Source organism: Rhodococcus sp. S3, assembly GCF_058211795.1.
On sequence record NZ_CM177074.1, the window covers coordinates 641,121 to 657,799 of the forward strand.

General features: G+C 67.7%; 14 protein-coding genes. 10 read left to right on the plus strand and 4 right to left on the minus strand.

Going from position 1 to position 16,679, the window contains the following annotated elements; translation table 11 throughout:
- Nucleotides 1-43 precede the first annotated feature (43 nt).
- Nucleotides 44-943, minus strand: a complete 900-nt coding sequence (locus AC0LPE_RS03000; RefSeq protein WP_490605573.1) for a crotonase/enoyl-CoA hydratase family protein — start codon at nucleotides 941-943, stop codon at nucleotides 44-46.
- A 45-nt stretch (nucleotides 944-988) separates the two neighbouring features.
- Between AC0LPE_RS03000 and AC0LPE_RS03005 the strand changes: the two genes are divergently transcribed.
- Together AC0LPE_RS03005 and AC0LPE_RS03010 are read left to right on the plus strand one after the other, a co-directional pair.
- On the plus strand, nucleotides 989-2,656 hold the full coding sequence (locus AC0LPE_RS03005; protein ID WP_490605574.1) for an acyl-CoA synthetase: 1,668 nt from the start codon (nucleotides 989-991) through the stop codon (nucleotides 2,654-2,656).
- Between the two features lie 8 nt (nucleotides 2,657-2,664).
- Nucleotides 2,665-3,777 (plus strand): NAD(P)H-dependent flavin oxidoreductase, encoded by a 1,113-nt coding sequence (locus AC0LPE_RS03010; RefSeq protein ID WP_160873698.1) that lies wholly within the window; start codon nucleotides 2,665-2,667, stop codon nucleotides 3,775-3,777.
- A gap of 104 nt (nucleotides 3,778-3,881) precedes the next feature.
- Here AC0LPE_RS03010 and AC0LPE_RS03015 read toward each other — a convergent pair whose 3' ends face one another.
- Nucleotides 3,882-4,463, minus strand: coding sequence for a TetR/AcrR family transcriptional regulator (locus tag AC0LPE_RS03015; RefSeq protein WP_490605575.1), 582 nt, complete (start codon nucleotides 4,461-4,463; stop codon nucleotides 3,882-3,884).
- A 38-nt stretch (nucleotides 4,464-4,501) separates the two neighbouring features.
- Nucleotides 4,502-5,323 (minus strand): esterase/lipase family protein, encoded by an 822-nt coding sequence (locus tag AC0LPE_RS03020; RefSeq protein WP_490605576.1) that lies wholly within the window; start codon nucleotides 5,321-5,323, stop codon nucleotides 4,502-4,504.
- Between the two features lie 110 nt (nucleotides 5,324-5,433).
- Between AC0LPE_RS03020 and AC0LPE_RS03025 the strand changes: the two genes are divergently transcribed.
- From AC0LPE_RS03025 to AC0LPE_RS03060, 8 genes are all read left to right on the plus strand, one after another.
- Complete coding sequence (locus AC0LPE_RS03025; RefSeq protein ID WP_490605577.1) at nucleotides 5,434-7,233, plus strand: multicopper oxidase family protein; 1,800 nt, start codon at nucleotides 5,434-5,436, stop codon at nucleotides 7,231-7,233.
- Nucleotides 7,230-8,405: an alpha/beta hydrolase family protein gene (locus tag AC0LPE_RS03030; RefSeq protein WP_490605578.1), complete on the plus strand. Its 1,176-nt coding sequence runs from the start codon at nucleotides 7,230-7,232 to the stop codon at nucleotides 8,403-8,405. The genes AC0LPE_RS03025 and AC0LPE_RS03030 overlap by 4 nt, the downstream gene beginning before the upstream one ends.
- On the plus strand, nucleotides 8,402-9,679 hold the full coding sequence (locus tag AC0LPE_RS03035) for an oxygenase MpaB family protein (RefSeq protein WP_106200657.1): 1,278 nt from the start codon (nucleotides 8,402-8,404) through the stop codon (nucleotides 9,677-9,679). Before AC0LPE_RS03030 ends, AC0LPE_RS03035 begins: the two co-directional genes overlap by 4 nt.
- A gap of 39 nt (nucleotides 9,680-9,718) precedes the next feature.
- Nucleotides 9,719-10,771: a lipocalin-like domain-containing protein gene (locus AC0LPE_RS03040; protein WP_490605579.1), complete on the plus strand. Its 1,053-nt coding sequence runs from the start codon at nucleotides 9,719-9,721 to the stop codon at nucleotides 10,769-10,771.
- Nucleotides 10,768-12,111, plus strand: coding sequence for a homogentisate 1,2-dioxygenase (hmgA, locus tag AC0LPE_RS03045; RefSeq protein ID WP_490605580.1), 1,344 nt, complete (start codon nucleotides 10,768-10,770; stop codon nucleotides 12,109-12,111). Before AC0LPE_RS03040 ends, hmgA begins: the two co-directional genes overlap by 4 nt.
- Nucleotides 12,111-13,586 (plus strand): aldehyde dehydrogenase family protein, encoded by a 1,476-nt coding sequence (locus AC0LPE_RS03050; protein ID WP_490605581.1) that lies wholly within the window; start codon nucleotides 12,111-12,113, stop codon nucleotides 13,584-13,586. Before hmgA ends, AC0LPE_RS03050 begins: the two co-directional genes overlap by 1 nt.
- A gap of 19 nt (nucleotides 13,587-13,605) precedes the next feature.
- A complete protein-coding gene (locus AC0LPE_RS03055; protein WP_490605582.1) occupies nucleotides 13,606-14,841 on the plus strand; it encodes a CaiB/BaiF CoA transferase family protein in 1,236 nt (411 codons plus the stop codon).
- A 166-nt stretch (nucleotides 14,842-15,007) separates the two neighbouring features.
- The gene (locus tag AC0LPE_RS03060; protein WP_016692392.1) at nucleotides 15,008-16,138 is read left to right on the plus strand and encodes a nitronate monooxygenase; all 1,131 of its coding nucleotides are present in this window, start codon (nucleotides 15,008-15,010) and stop codon (nucleotides 16,136-16,138) included.
- Between the two features lie 16 nt (nucleotides 16,139-16,154).
- Here AC0LPE_RS03060 and AC0LPE_RS03065 read toward each other — a convergent pair whose 3' ends face one another.
- Nucleotides 16,155-16,676 carry a DUF3253 domain-containing protein gene (locus AC0LPE_RS03065; protein WP_160873705.1) on the minus strand — a complete coding sequence of 174 codons (522 nt, stop codon included), beginning with the start codon at nucleotides 16,674-16,676 and terminating at the stop codon, nucleotides 16,155-16,157.
- Between the last annotated feature and the right edge of the window lie 3 nt (nucleotides 16,677-16,679).

The window sequence follows — 16,679 nt, forward strand, 5'->3', positions numbered from 1 at the left end:
ACCGCGCTCTCACGGATGGGAGCGCGGTCCACAGCGGCGCAGGTCAGGAGCCGGTGAACTTCGGGGCACGCTTCTCGGCGAATGCCCGCGGACCCTCTTTGGCGTCTGCGCTCTTGAAGACGGCGGCACCGAGCTCGGCGTCGATCCGGAATGCCTCCTCCTCGTGCAGACCTTCCGAGTTGCGGATGGTCCGGAGGATGGCCTGCACCGCGACCGGGCCGTTGTTCGCGATCGTCTCGGCGATCTCGAGGGCCTTGTCGAGTGCGGTGCCGTCAGGGACGACGTAACCGATGAGCCCGATCTCCTTGGCCTCGGCGGCCTTGATGTGGCGGCCGGTGAGCAGGATGTCGGCGGCGATCGTGTACGGGATCTGCCGGACGAGACGCACGGCGGATCCGCCGAGCGGGAACAGTCCCCACTTCGCCTCGGAGACACCGAATTTCGCGCTCTCGCCGGCGACACGGATGTCGGTGCCCTGCAGGATCTCGGTGCCGCCGGCGATGGCGGCGCCCTCGACGGCCGCGATCAGCGGCTTCGTCAGGCGGCGACCCTTCAGCAACGCCGGCAGGCGCGACAGGTCCCACCCACCCCCGTTGCCATTCCCGTCGCTCCGCTCGCCCTGCTCGAACTTGTCTCCGGGAGGCGCTGCATTCATGGCCTTGAGATCGGCACCCGCGCAGAACGCGCCGCCGGCGCCGGTGAGGATCGCGACGCGGATCTCGGGATCGTTGTCGACGCGGTCCCACGCCTCGTTCATGATCGCCATCATCTCGCCGGACAGCGCATTTCGTGCTTCGGGGCGGTTGAGCGTGACGATCAGGACGTGGCCGCGTTGCTCGACGAGGCAGTGCGGTTCGCGGGACGAGATGTCCGAATCGGCTGCGCCGGGGGCTTCGGTAGCGGACACTGGCAGGACTCCTCGCGGTGTTGTGAACTGGATCATATTCGGGTCTTGTCAGAAACGGTAACACGTTCTACTTTTGTCAGCGTGGCCCTAAACATCGCAGACCTCGTCGAACACGCAATCGACCTCGTTCCCGAGCGCGTCGCGCTGGCCTCGGACGGACGTGAGGTCACCTACGCACAGCTGGAGGAACGAGCCAACCGACTTGCTCATTACCTGCGCGAACAAGGAGTGGAGCCGGGCGACAAGGTCGGCATCTACTCCCGGAACACCATCGAGGCCGTAGAGGCGATGATCGCGGTCTTCAAGATCCGCGCCATCATGATCAACGTCAACTACCGCTATGTCGAGAACGAGTTGCAGTACATCTTCGACAACTCCGACATGGTGGCCCTCATCCACGAGCGCCGGTACTCCGACAAGGTGGCGAACGTCCTCCCGAGCACACCGCTGGTGAAGACCGTCGTGGTGGTCGAGGACGGCACCGACGTCGACTTCTCGGCCTACGGCGGCGTCGAATACGAAGCGGCACTGGCGCAGAGCCCGCCGGAACGCGACTTCGAAGACCGTAGCGCCGACGACATCTACATCCTCTACACCGGTGGCACCACCGGCCACCCCAAGGGCGTGATGTGGCGTCACGAGGACGTTTGGCGCGTCCTCGGTGGCGGCATCAACTTCATGACCGGCGAGTGGGTCAAGGACGAATGGCAGCTGGCGAAGGAGGGCGCCGAGAATCCCGGTCTCGTGCGCTATCCCATCCCGCCGATGATCCACGGTGGCGCCCAGTGGGCGCTGTTCCAGTCGCTGTTCAGCGGCGGCAAGGTCATCATGCACCCCGAGTTCTCGGGCCACGAGGTGTGGCGCATCATCGACGACCACAAGGTCAACGTCATCTTCATCACCGGCGACGCGATGGCCCGCCCCATGCTCGACGCACTCGAGGAGGGCAACCCGAAGACCGGTCAGCCCTACGACCTCTCGACGCTGTTCGCCATGGCGTCGAGCGCCGCTCTGTTCTCCCCGTCCATCAAGGATCGTTTCCTCGACCTGCTGCCCGGCAAGGTCATCACCGACTCCATCGGTTCGTCCGAGACCGGCTTCGGCGGCATCGGTATCGCCGAGAAGGGCAAGACCCTCGGTGGCGGCCCCACGGTGAAGATCGACGAGTCGACCACCGTCCTCGACGACGACGGCAACCCGATCGAACCGGGCTCCGGCAAGGTCGGCATGGTCGCGCGCACCGGCAACATCCCGCTCGGCTACTACAAGGACGAAGCCAAGACCAAGGCGACCTTCCGCGAGTACAACGGGATCCGCTACTCGATCCCCGGCGACTACGCACGCGTCGAGGCCGACGGCACCGTCACGATGCTCGGCCGCGGTTCGGTCTCGATCAACAGCGGCGGCGAGAAGGTCTACCCCGAGGAGGTCGAGGGCGCACTCAAGCAGCACCCGGCGGTCTTCGACGCCCTGGTGGTCGGTGTGCCGGACGAGCGCTTCGGCGAGCGGGTCTCCGCCGTCGTCGCCCTGCGTGAGGGCGAGCAGACGACGCTCGACGAACTCATGTCGACGGCACGGTCGAAGATCGCAGGGTACAAGGTGCCGCGCGCGGTGTGGTTCGTCGACGAGATCAAGCGGTCGCCGGCCGGCAAGCCCGACTACCGGTGGGCCAAGGACCAGACCGGATTGCGTCCTGCCGACGAGGTCTACAGCAACGGCGACGGCAACGGCGCCGCGGCGACGGGATAGAAGGACACATGCAGACCGGCCTCAGCAAGAAGTTCGGTATCGAGTATCCGATCTTCGGATTCACGCCCTCCGAACACGTCGCGGCGGCGATCAGCCGCGCAGGCGGACTCGGCGTCCTCGGGTGCGTGCGGTTCAACGACCCGGAGGAACTCGACGCCGTCCTGACCTGGATGGACGAGAACACCGACGGCAAACCGTACGGCGTCGACATCGTGATGCCCGCCAAGGTGCCCACCGAGGGCACCGCAGTGGACCTCGACAAACTGATCCCCGCCGAGCACCGTGCCTTCGTCAATCGCACGCTCGACGAACTCGGTGTCCCGCCGCTGTCCGACGACGTCGGCGAGGCGAGCGGTGTTCTGGGCTGGCTGCATTCGGTCGCGCGCTCGCACGTCGACGTCGCCCTCGCCCACCGGCCCGCCCTGATCGCCAACGCACTGGGATCGCCGCCGAAGGACGTCATCGACCTCGCGCACGAGAAGGGGGTGCCGGTCGCGGCACTCGCGGGTGCGGTCGAGCACGCGAAGCGGCACGTCGAGAACGGTGTCGACATCGTGATCGCGCAGGGCTACGAGGCCGGCGGGCACACCGGTGAGATCGCGTCGATGGTGCTGTGGCCCGAAATCGTCGATGCACTCGGCGATTCCGCGGCAGTGCTTGCCGCCGGCGGTGTGGGATCGGGACGGCAGGTCGCGGCGGCGCTGGCCCTCGGCGCCTCCGGTGTGTGGATGGGTTCGTACTGGCTCACCACCTCGGAGTACAAGCTCGGAGCGGCCGCGCACGGCCCCTCGTCGATCCAGCGCGCGTTGCTCGGAGCGAGCTCGTCCGACACCGTGCGGTCGCGGATCTACTCGGGCAAGCCCGCGCGTCTGCTCAAGACCAAGTGGACGGAGGCGTGGTCGAAACCCGATGCGCCCGAACCGCTGCCGATGCCGCTACAGAACATCCTCGTGAGCGAGGCGCACCAGCGCATGTCGGCGGCCGACGACCCCGAGGCCGTCGCGATGCCGGTCGGGCAGGTGGTGGGGCGGATGAACGAGATCCGTCCCGTCGCGGAGATCATGGCCGAACTCGTCCGGGGCTACGACGAGGCGGTCGATCGGCTGAACGAGGCGCGCTAGACAGGACCACGGTGGCGGGGTGGCAGGTGCCCGGGGTGGAGTGATCCACCCCGGGCATCGTCTGCTCGGGAGCGGCGCCGGAGAAGGGCCAGGGCCGAGAGGGATCAGCGGCGGACCAGGATCTTCAACAGCTCTTGGATCTGCGTGGCCGTGGGGGAGGGCAGGCTGTCGCGGCCGTACAGGAAGCCGATGCCCGCGTAGACGAGGGTGCCGGCGCGCAGCTCGGCTTCTTCCTCGTCGAAACCCAGTTCGAGGAAACAGTTTAGGACGACGGCCATGATGCGCTGGTCGAGTGCGCGAACCGACTCGGCGACCTGCGGGTCGCTGCGCGCCCATTCGCGGACCGCGACCTCGGCCTCCCAGGCGCGTTCGTCGACGAGCATTGCTCCCATGTGGGCGAGCCGTTCGTCGACGGGCAGTTCCTCGAGGCTCGTCAGACCGCGCGCGGCGTCGTTGTCCTGCGAGGTGTAGCGGGTGGCGATGGCCTTCATCAGGTCGTCGATGTCGGAGAAGTGCCAGTAGAAGCTACCTTTGGTGACTCCGAGGTCGTCGCACAGGCGCGAGATCTTCACGGCGCTGCGTCCTTCGGAGACGAGCAGGCGCAGGCCTGCCTCGGTCCAGTCGTCGAGGGACAGTCGTGGTCGTCTGCCCGACCGGCGACCGCTCCTCGCCGGTTGCTCTGCCACAGATGGTCACCTCGTCTCGATCGGATCCGAAATCGAGACTACATGCCCGAACCGGGCAGTGCCGTGAGGACGGCATCGCGTGCCGAGCCATCGTGGGGGAGTGCCCAATGGTGAACGCATGGTGACGAATCCGGCCCGGGAAGCGTGACCGCGGTCGAGGTGGGCAGCGCCCCGTTCTCGGGCGGGACGACGAGTCCGTCGCAGCGGGAGACGATGTCGGTGTAGTCGATCCCGGCCGTGGGCGCTCCGCGCGCATGCAGGTCGCGTAGAAGATCCGATCCGGTGATGATCTCGCGGCATCCGGCACACAGGGGGTCGACGAGCGGCTTCTCGAGGGTGAGGACCGCGTCGTAGGTGCCGAGGTCGCGGCTGGTCTGCTCGGCGGCGGCCAGTCCGGCGATCTCCGTGCCGTGCCACATCGGGCCGAGTGTGGTCAGCGACCGGACCCGATCGTTGCCGTGATCCTGCAGGTATCGCTGGGTGACGAGGGAACCGGCGCCGTGCGCCACGACGTCGACCGTGCACTGCGATCGCTGCCCGCACAGCTCGTCCAGGGCGTCGGCCAGGTCGCGTGCGCCCGCGTCGACGCCCCGCAGGCCGGCGAGGGGGACCGGGACATCGGTGCCCGCCGGTTCGCCCCAGGTGACGGGGACGGTGCAGAAGCCGGCTCCGGTGAGGTCGGCGCGCAGATCGGACCACACGTCCGGAGTGCTCGCGAGGTCGTGGACGAGCGCCACGGCAGCGTCTGCGCCGGAGCACGGCGCAGGGCTCGGATCGGCCGCTGCGGGCGCCGGAGCCACCGCGCCGAGGGTGAGAACAGCGACCGCCGAAACCATCGCCGAGCAGGGGGATCGAGTCATCTGCACTCCTCTGTGCGCACTATTGACCAAACCATACCGTATGGTACTGTGGCGGCGGTCACGATGACTGTCCGCATCGACTCCCGATCCGGAACACAGAAAGCCGCGTCATGCAGAGACTCACCCGTAGAACCCTTCTCGCCGGGCTCGCCGCAGGAACCGGTGCGGTGCTTCTCGGTGGCCGAGCGTTCGCGGACGGGCCGGACATCTCCCGCCCCCTGTTGTTCCACTCCCCACGACTCGAACCCTTCGTCGACGGCCTGCCCGTCCTGCCGCGTCTGGACTCGTCGTCCTACTGGATCGACGCCGTCAGCACGATGCACAGCTTCCACCGCGACCTTCCGCCCGGTCCCGCTCTCGCCTACGGCGACAACACCTACGGCGGACCGACTCTCGTGGCGCACCGTGGGCAGGAGACGTCGATCGAGTACCGCAACCGCATCGACGCGCATCCCTTCGCCGTCGACTTCGACACCTCGCTGCACGGTCTGAGCGAACGCGACCGCACCGACGTCCCCACCTCGATGCACCTGCACGGTGGGGTCACGCCTCCGGAATTCGACGGCAACCCCGAGCAGATCTCCCGGCCCGGACAGGGATTCACGTACCGCTTCCCGAACCGTCAGGACGCGACGACGCTGTGGTACCACGACCACGCCATGGCCGTCACCCGACTGAACGCCTACGCGGGACTGGCCGGCATGTATCTGCTCCGCGACGACTACGACACCGGACTGCCCGGCAACCCGCTGGGCCTGCCCACCGGCGAGTTCGAACTCGATCTGGTGCTGCAGGAGAAGATCGTCAACGGCGACGGTTCGCAAAGCATCCGTTCCACCCCGATCGTCCCGCAGGGTCGCTGGGAGGGCGGCGCCGTCGGCGACGTCGGCGTCGTCAACGGCAGGATCTGGCCCGAGGCCCGGGTCGCGCGAGGGCTCTACCGGGTCCGGCTGCTCAACGCGGCGTCGTTCAGCATCTGGGACCTGCACTTCTCCAACGGCATGCCGTTCTGGGTGATCGGCATGGAAGGTGGCCTGCTCGACGCGCCCGTCCCTACGACCCGCGTGCGACTGTCGCCCGGCGAACGCGTGGACCTGCTCGTCGACTTCGCGCAGCTCGACGCGGACGCCACCGTCGAATTGCGCAACTCCGAACCCGCCGCACCGCAGGCCGCGCAGATCGGTGCCGTGCTCATGCCGCTGTTCATGCGCTTCCGAGCCGAATCCGGCCGCGGGTTCACCGGTCCGGTCCCGGACCGCCTGCGCGGCGGCCCCGGTCTTCCACCCGCGGTCGGGCCGATCCCGGTGCCGCAGAACGTACGGAACGTATCGCTGAGCCAGCCCTCGGAGGTGCGGATCCCGCCGTCGATCATGTCGCTGAACAACCTGATGTACCACAGCACCGACATCGAGATGCCGCGTCAGGGCACCGTCGAGCAGTGGAACATCGTCAACGCGACGCCCGACCCGCACCCGATCCACCTGCACCTGGTGCACTTCCGCGTTCTGGGACGGCAGGCGATCGACACCCTCGCGATGTGTGCGCGGCAGCCGCAACCGCCCATCGGGCTCAAGTGGACGCCCGATCCCGACCCGTACGTCGTCGAACCGATGCGGGGACCGGAGCCGTGGGAGACCGGCTACAAGGACACGGTCATCTGCGATCCGAACTCGGTGACCCGCATCGTCGCGTACTTCCCGACGGCCGACGAACTCGGCTTCGACCCCGACGCGACGTTCTCGCGCGCGGTCCACACCTTCGATCCGCACCGCGCCGGCCACGGCAAACACGGTGACCACGCCGACCACGGCGACACTGCCGGCGGCGACCTGCAGGGATATGTGTGGCACTGCCACATCCTCGACCACGAAGACCACGACATGATGCTCAAATACCGGACGGTGACATGACTTCCACCAGTTCCACCACGACCCGAGACCACTTCCAGCGCATCCCGTACGAACCGGCGAACGACGGTCGCGTCGAGATGCACTCCGGGCTCAGCCGCCACTACGCGACGCTGCACGGCAACCTCGTCGCGCAACCCGGGTACTCGAAGGACGTCGGTGTGGTCATGTGCCACCCGGCCTCGAACTTCCTGAGCCACTTCCTGCTCCGCGCCTTCGCCGAAGCAGGCGTCCCCGCAATGGGACTCAACACCCGCTACTCGTCCAACGAACCGGCACTCATCATGGAGCGGGCCGCCTTCGACCTCGGCACCGGAGTGCGGTGGATGACCGACGAACTCGGCTTCGAGAAGGTCGTACTCCTCGGGTTCAGCGGTGGCGGGTCGCTCGCGTCGTTCTACCAGTCGCAGGCGCAGAACCCGACCGTGACGACCACACCCGCGGGCGGCCCGGCACCGTTCGCCGAGGCGAACCTGCGACCGGCCGACGCCCTGATGCTCGTCGGCGCGCACCCCGGCCGGGCACGGGTTCTCCGGCACTGGATCGACGGCGCGGTCACCGACGAATCCGACCCCTACGCCACGGATCCCGATCTCGACCTCTACGCCCCCGGGCGCACCGCACCGCTCGATCTCGAATGGGTGCAGCGCTACCGCGACGCGCAGCTCGCGCGGATGCGCCGCATCGACGCCTGGGCGCTCGAGCAGCTCGCCGACCTCGAACGCACGGGTGCCTCCGATCGCGGTTTCGTGGTGCACCGTACCGTCGCGGACCCGCGCTTCGTCGACCTGAACCTCGACCCGAGCGACCGCGAACTCGGCTCCATGTACGGAGATCCGAAGGCGGCCAACACCGCCGCCGGTGGTCTGGCCCGCTTCGTCACGGTGCGTAGCTGGCTCAGCACGTGGAGCGTCGACCACACCCACGCCGACGCCCTCACCGATCTCCGCAACGTCACCACCCCGACGATGGTGATGAGCCTGCTCGGCGACCAGGCGGCCTTCGCCGAGGACTCGCGGTTGATGTACGACGCGCTCGCCGGTACTCACAACGAACTGATTGAGATGCGCAACCTCAACCACTATCTCGTGGATCAACCGGACGGTCTCTCCGACGTCGTCGGACGGCTCGTCGCGTGGATCCGCCGAACGGTACTCGAGGAGGTATCGGCATGACCCGAACGCTCGCCGGTCCCGGAACCACCACGCAGGACCGATGCCCGAGCGCCTTTCCCTACTGGCAGGCGCTCGACAAGCCCGGAGTGAAGCGCACCCGTGGTCTCGTCCGCCGGCTCACCGGCTTCGACTTCCTGCCCACCGACGAGCAGGCTCGGGCCCTGTGCAACGACCTGTTCAGCGGCGACCCCACGGCCGAGCGCTTCGTCGACGAGGTCTACCACGGTGAACTCGGGCCGAAGAAGACCCGCGAGATGCTCGACAAGGCCCTCGTCGACGGCATCGACTCGCTCGACGACGTGCCCGACGCGATGAAGGCACTGTTCGAGGAATTCGAGACCGTGCCCGACTGGGTGCAGCCCGAACTCGTCGAACAGGGCGCCGCGATCTGGCGTCGCTGGGGCACGATGTTGTTCAGCTTCGCGGGCGCCGAGACCCTCGAGATCTACACCGAGGCGGCCGTCGCGACACCGCTGTCGCTCGCCGGAGGCTATGCCGGCGACAACGCCCTACGACGTTTCCTCGAGACCTGCCGGTTCTGGATCGACGTATCCGAACCCGGTGCCCTGCTCACCCCGGGTTCGAAGGGGCGGGCCACCGCGCTGAAGGTCCGCGTGATGCACGTGTCGGTGCGCTCCCGTGTCGCGAAGCACCCCGAATGGGACATCGCCAAGTGGGGACTGCCGATCAGCCAGACCTACATGCTGCTCACCCTCATCGCGGGCAGCCTCACCCCGGGCCTGGCCCTGTGGACCCTCGGCTACCACACCACCCCACGAGAGATCCGCGCGCTCATCCACTTCCAGAAGTACATGGGCTACCTGCTCGGGGTGCGCATGCAGTGGTACCCCGAGACCATCGCCGACAGCATCCGCGCGCTCATGACCACCGTGATCTCCCGTTCGTACGACTCGGGTGAGCACGGCAAGGAACTCATCGAGTCCTACCCGCAGGCGTTCGCGCCCCGCGACGGGCACCGCGGTCTGAAGAGACTGCGGGAGCACTACAACTTCCGCATCAACTCGGTGTACTCGGCGATGTTCATGGGACCGGGCACGCGACGCAAGTACTCGATGCCGAAAGTGCTTCCGTGGATGATCATCCCGATCGTCCGCTTCCCGCTCATCACCGCGATGGAACTGGCCCGGCGGTTCGTCCCCGGCGCGGCCGGCGTGCACGAGAAGATCATGTGCGCCCACCGCGAGAACTGGTACCGCGCCCAGATGGAAGGCCGCGAAGCGCAATTCGACGCCAGCGGAGCGCTCCGGAGATAACCGGCCCGCCCCACTTCACCCTCGTACGGAGAGAACCCAATGACCCTGCAGATCATCGAAGCCTGGAACGGCCCCGGACGACGCGACGGCGAGATCACCGCCGTGGAGGCCGCCGACAACGGCGCCCACCCGTCCACCGACAAGCACGCCTTCGAACACTGGTACTTCGACGCCCATCTCGACGACGGACGGATCGTCGTGGCGATGATCCAGACCCGGGAGCTGGTGCACCGCAAGCCCGGTGTGGAGATCCACGTCTACAGCGCGGACGGCAAGCGACGCGAGGCGAGCCGGTCGTACACCGACGCCGACCTCTCGGTGTCCACCGAACGGTGTGACGTGCGTGTCGGTCAGAGCTTCGCGAAGCTCGTCGGCGAGGAGGACGGGCTGCCCGTCTACCATGTGTCGGTGTCCGAAGGAGATCTCGCCTTTGACCTGACCTTCACCGCCGAGGTCCCGCCGTGGATGCCCGGTCGTGGCCAGACCAGTTACAACGAACGCGAATTCTTCGCGTGGGTCGTCGGCGCACCCCGAGCGCGGGTCGCAGGGACGGTGACGGTGGACGGGAAGACCACCGAGGTCACCGGTCGTGGCTACCACGACCACAACTGGGGCGTCGGCGACATGAAGCGCCTCATCGACAAGTGGTACTGGGGCCGGCTGTACACCGAGGACTTCACCCTCGTCTACGCCATGGTGCACACCCAGAAGAAGTACGGATCGCACTGGTCGCAGCCGGTGATGGTCGCGCAGGGGCGCGAGGTGGTCCTCAGCAACGGCGAGGTGGAACTGACGGAGGGGCCGATCGTGCACAACGCGGTCGCCGACCGCACCTACCCGGCGTGGATCCGCCTCCGCATCCCGGGCTCGCTCGACGTCAAGCTCACCGTCCGCGAGATCGTGCACGCCCACAACCTGCTCGAGGACGTTCCACTCGCGTCGAGCAGGTTGCTCAAGCCTCTCGTCAACCGGCTCGTCGGTCATCCCGGTTACTTCCGCTTCCGGTCGGATTTCACGATGACGGTGACCGTCGACGGAACCGATCACGAGCGTTCGGGTTCGACGCTGCACGAGATGGTCGCGTTGACATGAGCGAGCGCGCGGACGTCGGTGTGGAGCCCGGCTTCGCGGGCATCGAGTATCTGCACGGCTTCGGCAACGAGCACCACAGCGAGGCCGTTCCGGGTGTGCTTCCGTGGGGACAGAATTCGCCCCAGCGGGTCGCGTACGGGCTCTACGCCGAACAACACTCGGCCACCGCGTTCACCGAGCCCCGCGAGATCAACCGCCGCACATGGACGTACCGGATCATGCCGTCCGCCGCGCACGGTCCCTTCGAGCGGATCGACGACGCCGGCTGGGTGTCGGCACCCGACGCCGGGGGAGTGCTCACCCCGAACCGGTTGCGATGGGATCCGCAGCCGGAACCGGCACCGGGCACGGACTTCCTCGACGGCGTGACGACCTACGCAGTCAACGGGGACGTCCGCGCCCGCACCGGCGTCGCCGTCCATCTGTACGCGGCGTCGCAGTCGATGACCGACCGTTACTTCGTCGATGCCGACGGAGAACTGCTGTTCGTCCCGCAGGACGGCGCGCTGCTGCTGTGCACCGAACTGGGACGGCTGCTCGTCGAACCCGGTGAGATCGCGGTGATCGGACGAGGTCTGCGGTTCCGCGTGGATCTGGTGGGTGAGAAGGCGACCGGTTACCTGCTCGAGAACTACGGGGCCGCCCTGGCCCTGCCGGAACTCGGCCCCATCGGCGCGAACGGTCTCGCCCACGCCCGCGACTTCCTGTACCCGACGGCCTGGTACGAGGACCGTTCGGGCACGGTGCAACTCGTGCAGAAGTTCGGTGGGCACCTGTGGGCCACCGAACTCGACCACTCGCCCCTCGACGTCGTCGCCTGGCACGGCACGCACGGTGCCTACAAGTACGATCTGGGCCGCTTCAACGCGATGACCACGGCCGGCTGGGACCATCCCGATCCGTCGATCTTCACCGTGCTCACCTCGCCCACCCCGATTCCGGGGCAGGCCAATGTCGACTTCTGTGTCTTCCCCGACCGCTGGGTGGTCGGAGAGCACACCTTCCGGCCGCCGCACTTCCACCGCAACGTCATGACCGAGTTCATGGGACTCGTTCGTGGACAGCACGACTCGAAGGCGGAAGGATTCGTCCCGGGCGGTGCGTCGCTCCACAACCAGTGGGGCGCTCACGGACCCGACGTCGAGACCTTCGATCTCGCGACGTCGGCCGAACTGAAGCCGGTCAAGCTCGTGAACACCCTGTCGTTCATGTTCGAGACGAGACTCGCCCTCTCCGTCACCGACGCGGCCCATCGCGCAGCGCATCGCCAGCCGAACTACGACTCCTCGTGGTCCGGCCTCACCCGACGCTTCACCCCACCTTCTCCCCAGGAGTCGTGATGACCGAACTGTCCACCCCCGCACCCGTCGTCGTACCCGACCCGCAGCTGCGGATCGGCGGCCGGGCCGTGCCCGCCCGTTCGGGTGCCCACTTCTCGTCGATCAACCCGGCGACGGAAGAGGTCGTCGCCGAGGTCGCGGCGGGTGGGGCCGCCGACATCGACGCGGCTGTCCTCGCCGCGCGCGACACCTTCGAATCCGGTGTCTGGTCGCGCATGGCCGGTGCCGAACGCGGCCGGATCCTCTCCCGCGCCGCCGACCTCATCGAGCAGCACGCCCCCGAACTGTCGGCGCTCGAGACCGCGGAGATGGGCAAGCTCTACGCCGACACCGTCGCCGGGGACATCCCCGCCGCCGCGGCGTCGTTCCGGCACTACGCAGGCTGGGCCGACAAGATTGCCGGTGAGGCGATGATCCTGCCCGATGTGGGTCCGCAGCACCGCTTCGGATTCACCCTGCGCCAGCCCCTCGGTGTGGTCGGTGCGATCACCCCGTGGAACAACCCGACGGTCGTCGCGGCCTGGAAGATCGCCCCGGCCCTGGCCGCCGGATGCTCGGTGGTCGTCAAACCCGCCGAGGACGCCTCGCTGTCGACCCTGAAGCTCGCCGACCTGCTCGCCGAGGCCGGAGTACCGGACGGCGTGTTCAACGTCGTGCCAGGTCTCGGTCCCGAAGCCGGTGCTGCGCTGGCCGCCCACGAGGGCATCGACAAGATCACCTTCACCGGCAGCCCGGCCGTCGGGAAGACCATCACCTCGCTCGCCGGCGAGAAGTTCCGGAAGGTGACCCTCGAACTCGGTGGCAAGGCCCCGCAGCTGATCTTCCCCGACGCCGACCTCGAGGCGTCGCTGCCGTGGATCGCGATGGGCAACTTCTACCACCAGGGCCAGGTGTGTGCGGCCGGCACGCGCGTGATCGTGCACGAGTCGATCGCCGATCAGGTCGTCGAGGGACTCGTCGAGTTCGCCCGCGGAGCGGTGATCGGTGATCCCTTCGACGCGTCGACGACGCAGGGCACCATCGTCAACCGCAAGCAGCTCGACCGCATCCTCGGCTACATCGAGAAGGGCAAGAACGAAGGTGCTCAGCTGCTGACCGGCGGGTCGCGGGTGGGGGAGCGCGGTTTCTTCGTGGAGCCGACCGTCTTCCGCGGCACCAACGACCTCACCATCGCCCGCGAGGAGATCTTCGGCCCCGTCGCCACGGTCATCACCTTCGAAACCACCGAGGAGGCCGTGCAGCTGGCGAACGCCACGAAGTACGGTCTCAACGCGTTCGTCTTCAGCCAGAACCTGTCGACCGTGCACAGCGTGATCCCGCAGTTGCGTGTGGGCACGGTGTGGGTCAACGGCTGGGGTGTCCCCGATCCGGCACTACCCTGGGGTGGACGTGACGCGAGCGGCATCGGGCGTGAACTGGGCCGCAGCGGGCTCGAAGCGTTCACCGAGGAGAAGACGGTTCACCTCGGTTACTGACCAGAGGACGGAAGAGGCAGTGACACAAGTCGAGTCGACACAAGGCGAGTCGCAGGCAGCGGGAGCGCTCGCGGACATCAGGGTGCTCGAACTGGGAACCCTGATCGCCGGTCCGTATGCAGGACGTCTGCTCGGCGACATGGGTGCCGACGTCATCAAGATCGAGGATCCGAAGCGTCCCGACCCGCTCCGCACCTGGGGACAGGGTGAGCGGGACGGGCATCGCTACTTCTGGACGGTGCACGCGCGCAACAAGCGCTGCGTCACCCTCGATCTGCGGGCACCCGACGGGCAGGAACTGTTCCGGCGTCTCGTCGCCGAGTCCGACGTGGTGGTCGAGAACTTCCGTCCCGGCACGCTCGAGAAGTGGGGGCTCGGCTACGACGTGCTCTCCGAGATCAATCCGGGCATCGTGCTGGCTCGCGTCTCCGGCTACGGGCAGACCGGCCCCAAGGCCGGGCAGGCCGGTTACGCGTCGGTGGCCGAGGCGGAGAGCGGGTTGCGGCACCTCAACGGATATCCCGGCCAGGCACCCCCGCGACTCGCGCTGTCCCTCGGCGACTCCCTCGCCGGGATGTTCGCCGTGCAGGGCATCCTCGCCGCGTTGCTCGGCCGCGAACGGACCGGACGCGGGCAGGTCGTCGACGTGGCGCTCACCGAGGCGTGCCTCGCGATCCAGGAATCGGTGATCCCCGACTACGACGTCGCAGGGGTCGTCCGCGGCCCCTCCGGTACCCGCCTCGAGGGCATCGCCCCGTCGAACCTGTACCGGACGTCCGACGACATGTGGATCGTCATCGCCGCCAACCAGGACACGGTGTTCCGTCGCCTGTGTGCGGCGATGGAACGCCCCGAGCTCGCCGACGACCCGCGCTTCGCCGACCACCTCGCGCGTGGCGTGAACCAGGACGAGCTCGACGCCCTCATCGGTGAGTGGGCGGCGACGTGGACGCTGGACGACCTGCTGGCGCATCTGTCGTCGTCGGGTGTGGTGTCCGGGCCGGTGAACACGGTCGCGGAGGTCGTCGCCGATCCGCAGTTCCAGGCACGGGAGATGATCGTTCCGCATCACGACGAGCGCACCGGCGCAGACGTACTCGGCCCCGGTGTGGTGCCGACGCTCACCGGGACGCCGGGTTCGGTGCGTCGCGCCGGCCCGCCCGTCGCGGGATACGACAATGCGGCGGTCTACGGCGAGATCCTCGGACTGAGCGACATCGAGCAGAAGGAACTCCGCGAGCGGGGAATCATCTAGCACGGCATCATCCGAGGTACGCAACGCGAGGTGAAGGCTCGCAACATCGGCAGTGACTGCCGATGTTGCGAGCCTTCGTCCGTTGTTGCGTGCCTTCCGCACAGACCCATCTGGCACTAAGGTAGAACGTGTTCCAGTCTTGCGCCTTTCTATCGAGGAGTGCCGAATGCACACGCCCATCTGCGACGAACTCGGCATCGAGTTCCCGATCTTCGCGTTCACCCACTGCCGCGACGTCGTCGTCGCCGTCGCCAAGGCCGGCGGCTTCGGCGTCCTCGGCGCCGTCGGGTTCACGCCGGAAGAGCTCGAAATCGAGCTGAACTGGATCGACGAGCACATCGGCGACCGCCCGTACGGCGTCGACATCGTCATCCCCAACAAGTACGAAGGCATGGACGCGAACCTCTCCGCCGAGGAACTCACGAAGATGCTGCAGTCGATGGTGCCGCAGGAGACCCTCGAATTCGGCCGCAAGATCCTCACCGACCACGGCGTCCCCCTGCCCGAAGGCGACGATAACGCGTTGCAGCTTCTCGGCTGGACCGAGGCCACCGCGACCCCGCAGGTGGAGGTGGCGCTGCAGCATCCGAAGGTCACGCTCATCGCCAACGCGCTCGGCACCCCGCCGGCCGACATGATCGAGCACATCCACCAGGCCGGTCGCAAGGTCGCGGCACTGTGCGGCTCGCCGAAGCAGGCCCGCAAGCACGCCGACGCCGGAGTCGACATCATCATCGCCCAGGGCGGCGAAGGCGGCGGGCACTGCGGTGAGGTCGGCTCGATCGTGCTGTGGCCGCAGGTCGTCAAGGAGGTCGCACCGGTCCCGGTGCTGGCGGCCGGTGGTATCGGCAGCGGCCAGCAGATCGCCGCGGCGCTCGCGCTCGGCGCCCAGGGTGCGTGGACCGGTTCGCAGTGGCTCATGGTCGAAGAGGCCGAGAACACCCCGGTGCAGCAGGAGGCCTACATCAAGGCGAGCAGCCGCGACACCGTCCGCAGCCGGTCGTTCACCGGCAAGCCCTGCCGCATGCTCCGCAACGACTGGACCGAGGCGTGGGAGCAGGAGGGCAACCCGAAGCCCCTCGGAATGCCGTTGCAGTACATGGTGTCCGGTATGGCCGTCGCCGCCACCCACAAGTACCCCGACGAGTCGGTCGACGTCGCGTTCAACCCTGTCGGTCAGGTCGTCGGGCAGTTCACGAAGGTCGACAAGACCTCCGCCGTCATCGAACGCTGGGTGCAGGAGTACCTCGAGGCGACCGGCACGCTGGAGAAGCTGAACGAGGCCGCGAGCGTCTGATCCGTTCGGATTCGTCTCACGGGGAGGGACGAGGGTGCTCGAGGTTCGGTCCGGGTGCGATCCGGATCGGACCTCGAGCCGTCTCCACGTCCACCGGTTCTCCCTTCTGCGTGATCACCACGTGTTCACTGCGTTCGAGTTCGGCGGCCACCGAGCGGGCGGTGTCCATCAGGTCGCGCCACGCTTCCCCGCCGGCGACCCGCGCGGCGTCGCTCGGGCAGATGGTCGACGGATCCCGTTCCCGGAGCAGCGCGCAGATCGTGGCCGCGAGCCGTTCGCGGGCCGCGTCGTCGTCGAGCGGGTCCCACCACGGATGCCCGCGTTCACCGAGCGCGACCTTGGCGTCCTGGACACGATGTCGCGCGGCGTCACCCTCGCTCTTCACGAGACGACGGGCCCGCATCAGCTCCGCCACCAGCTGTTTCCGCAGAGGTTCGGGAATCGCGGGATCGGTGGCACGCCAGCGCCGCCCCTTCACCACCACATATCTGCCGTCGGGCGTGCGTTCCGCCTCGCCGGATGACCCGTCGGTGTCCATCGG

Coding starts and splice junctions, on each gene's coding strand:
- AC0LPE_RS03000 (WP_490605573.1), bottom strand. CDS start 943: ATGATCCAGTTCACAACACCGCGAGGAGTCCTGCCAGTGTCCGCTACC.
- AC0LPE_RS03010 (WP_160873698.1), top strand. CDS start 2,665: ATGCAGACCGGCCTCAGCAAGAAGTTCGGTATCGAGTATCCGATCTTC.
- AC0LPE_RS03020 (WP_490605576.1), bottom strand. CDS start 5,323: ATGACTCGATCCCCCTGCTCGGCGATGGTTTCGGCGGTCGCTGTTCTC.
- AC0LPE_RS03025 (WP_490605577.1), top strand. CDS start 5,434: ATGCAGAGACTCACCCGTAGAACCCTTCTCGCCGGGCTCGCCGCAGGA.
- AC0LPE_RS03030 (WP_490605578.1), top strand. CDS start 7,230: ATGACTTCCACCAGTTCCACCACGACCCGAGACCACTTCCAGCGCATC.
- AC0LPE_RS03035 (WP_106200657.1), top strand. CDS start 8,402: ATGACCCGAACGCTCGCCGGTCCCGGAACCACCACGCAGGACCGATGC.
- AC0LPE_RS03040 (WP_490605579.1), top strand. CDS start 9,719: ATGACCCTGCAGATCATCGAAGCCTGGAACGGCCCCGGACGACGCGAC.
- hmgA (WP_490605580.1), top strand. CDS start 10,768: ATGAGCGAGCGCGCGGACGTCGGTGTGGAGCCCGGCTTCGCGGGCATC.
- AC0LPE_RS03050 (WP_490605581.1), top strand. CDS start 12,111: ATGACCGAACTGTCCACCCCCGCACCCGTCGTCGTACCCGACCCGCAG.
- AC0LPE_RS03060 (WP_016692392.1), top strand. CDS start 15,008: ATGCACACGCCCATCTGCGACGAACTCGGCATCGAGTTCCCGATCTTC.
- AC0LPE_RS03065 (WP_160873705.1), bottom strand. CDS start 16,676: ATGGACACCGACGGGTCATCCGGCGAGGCGGAACGCACGCCCGACGGC.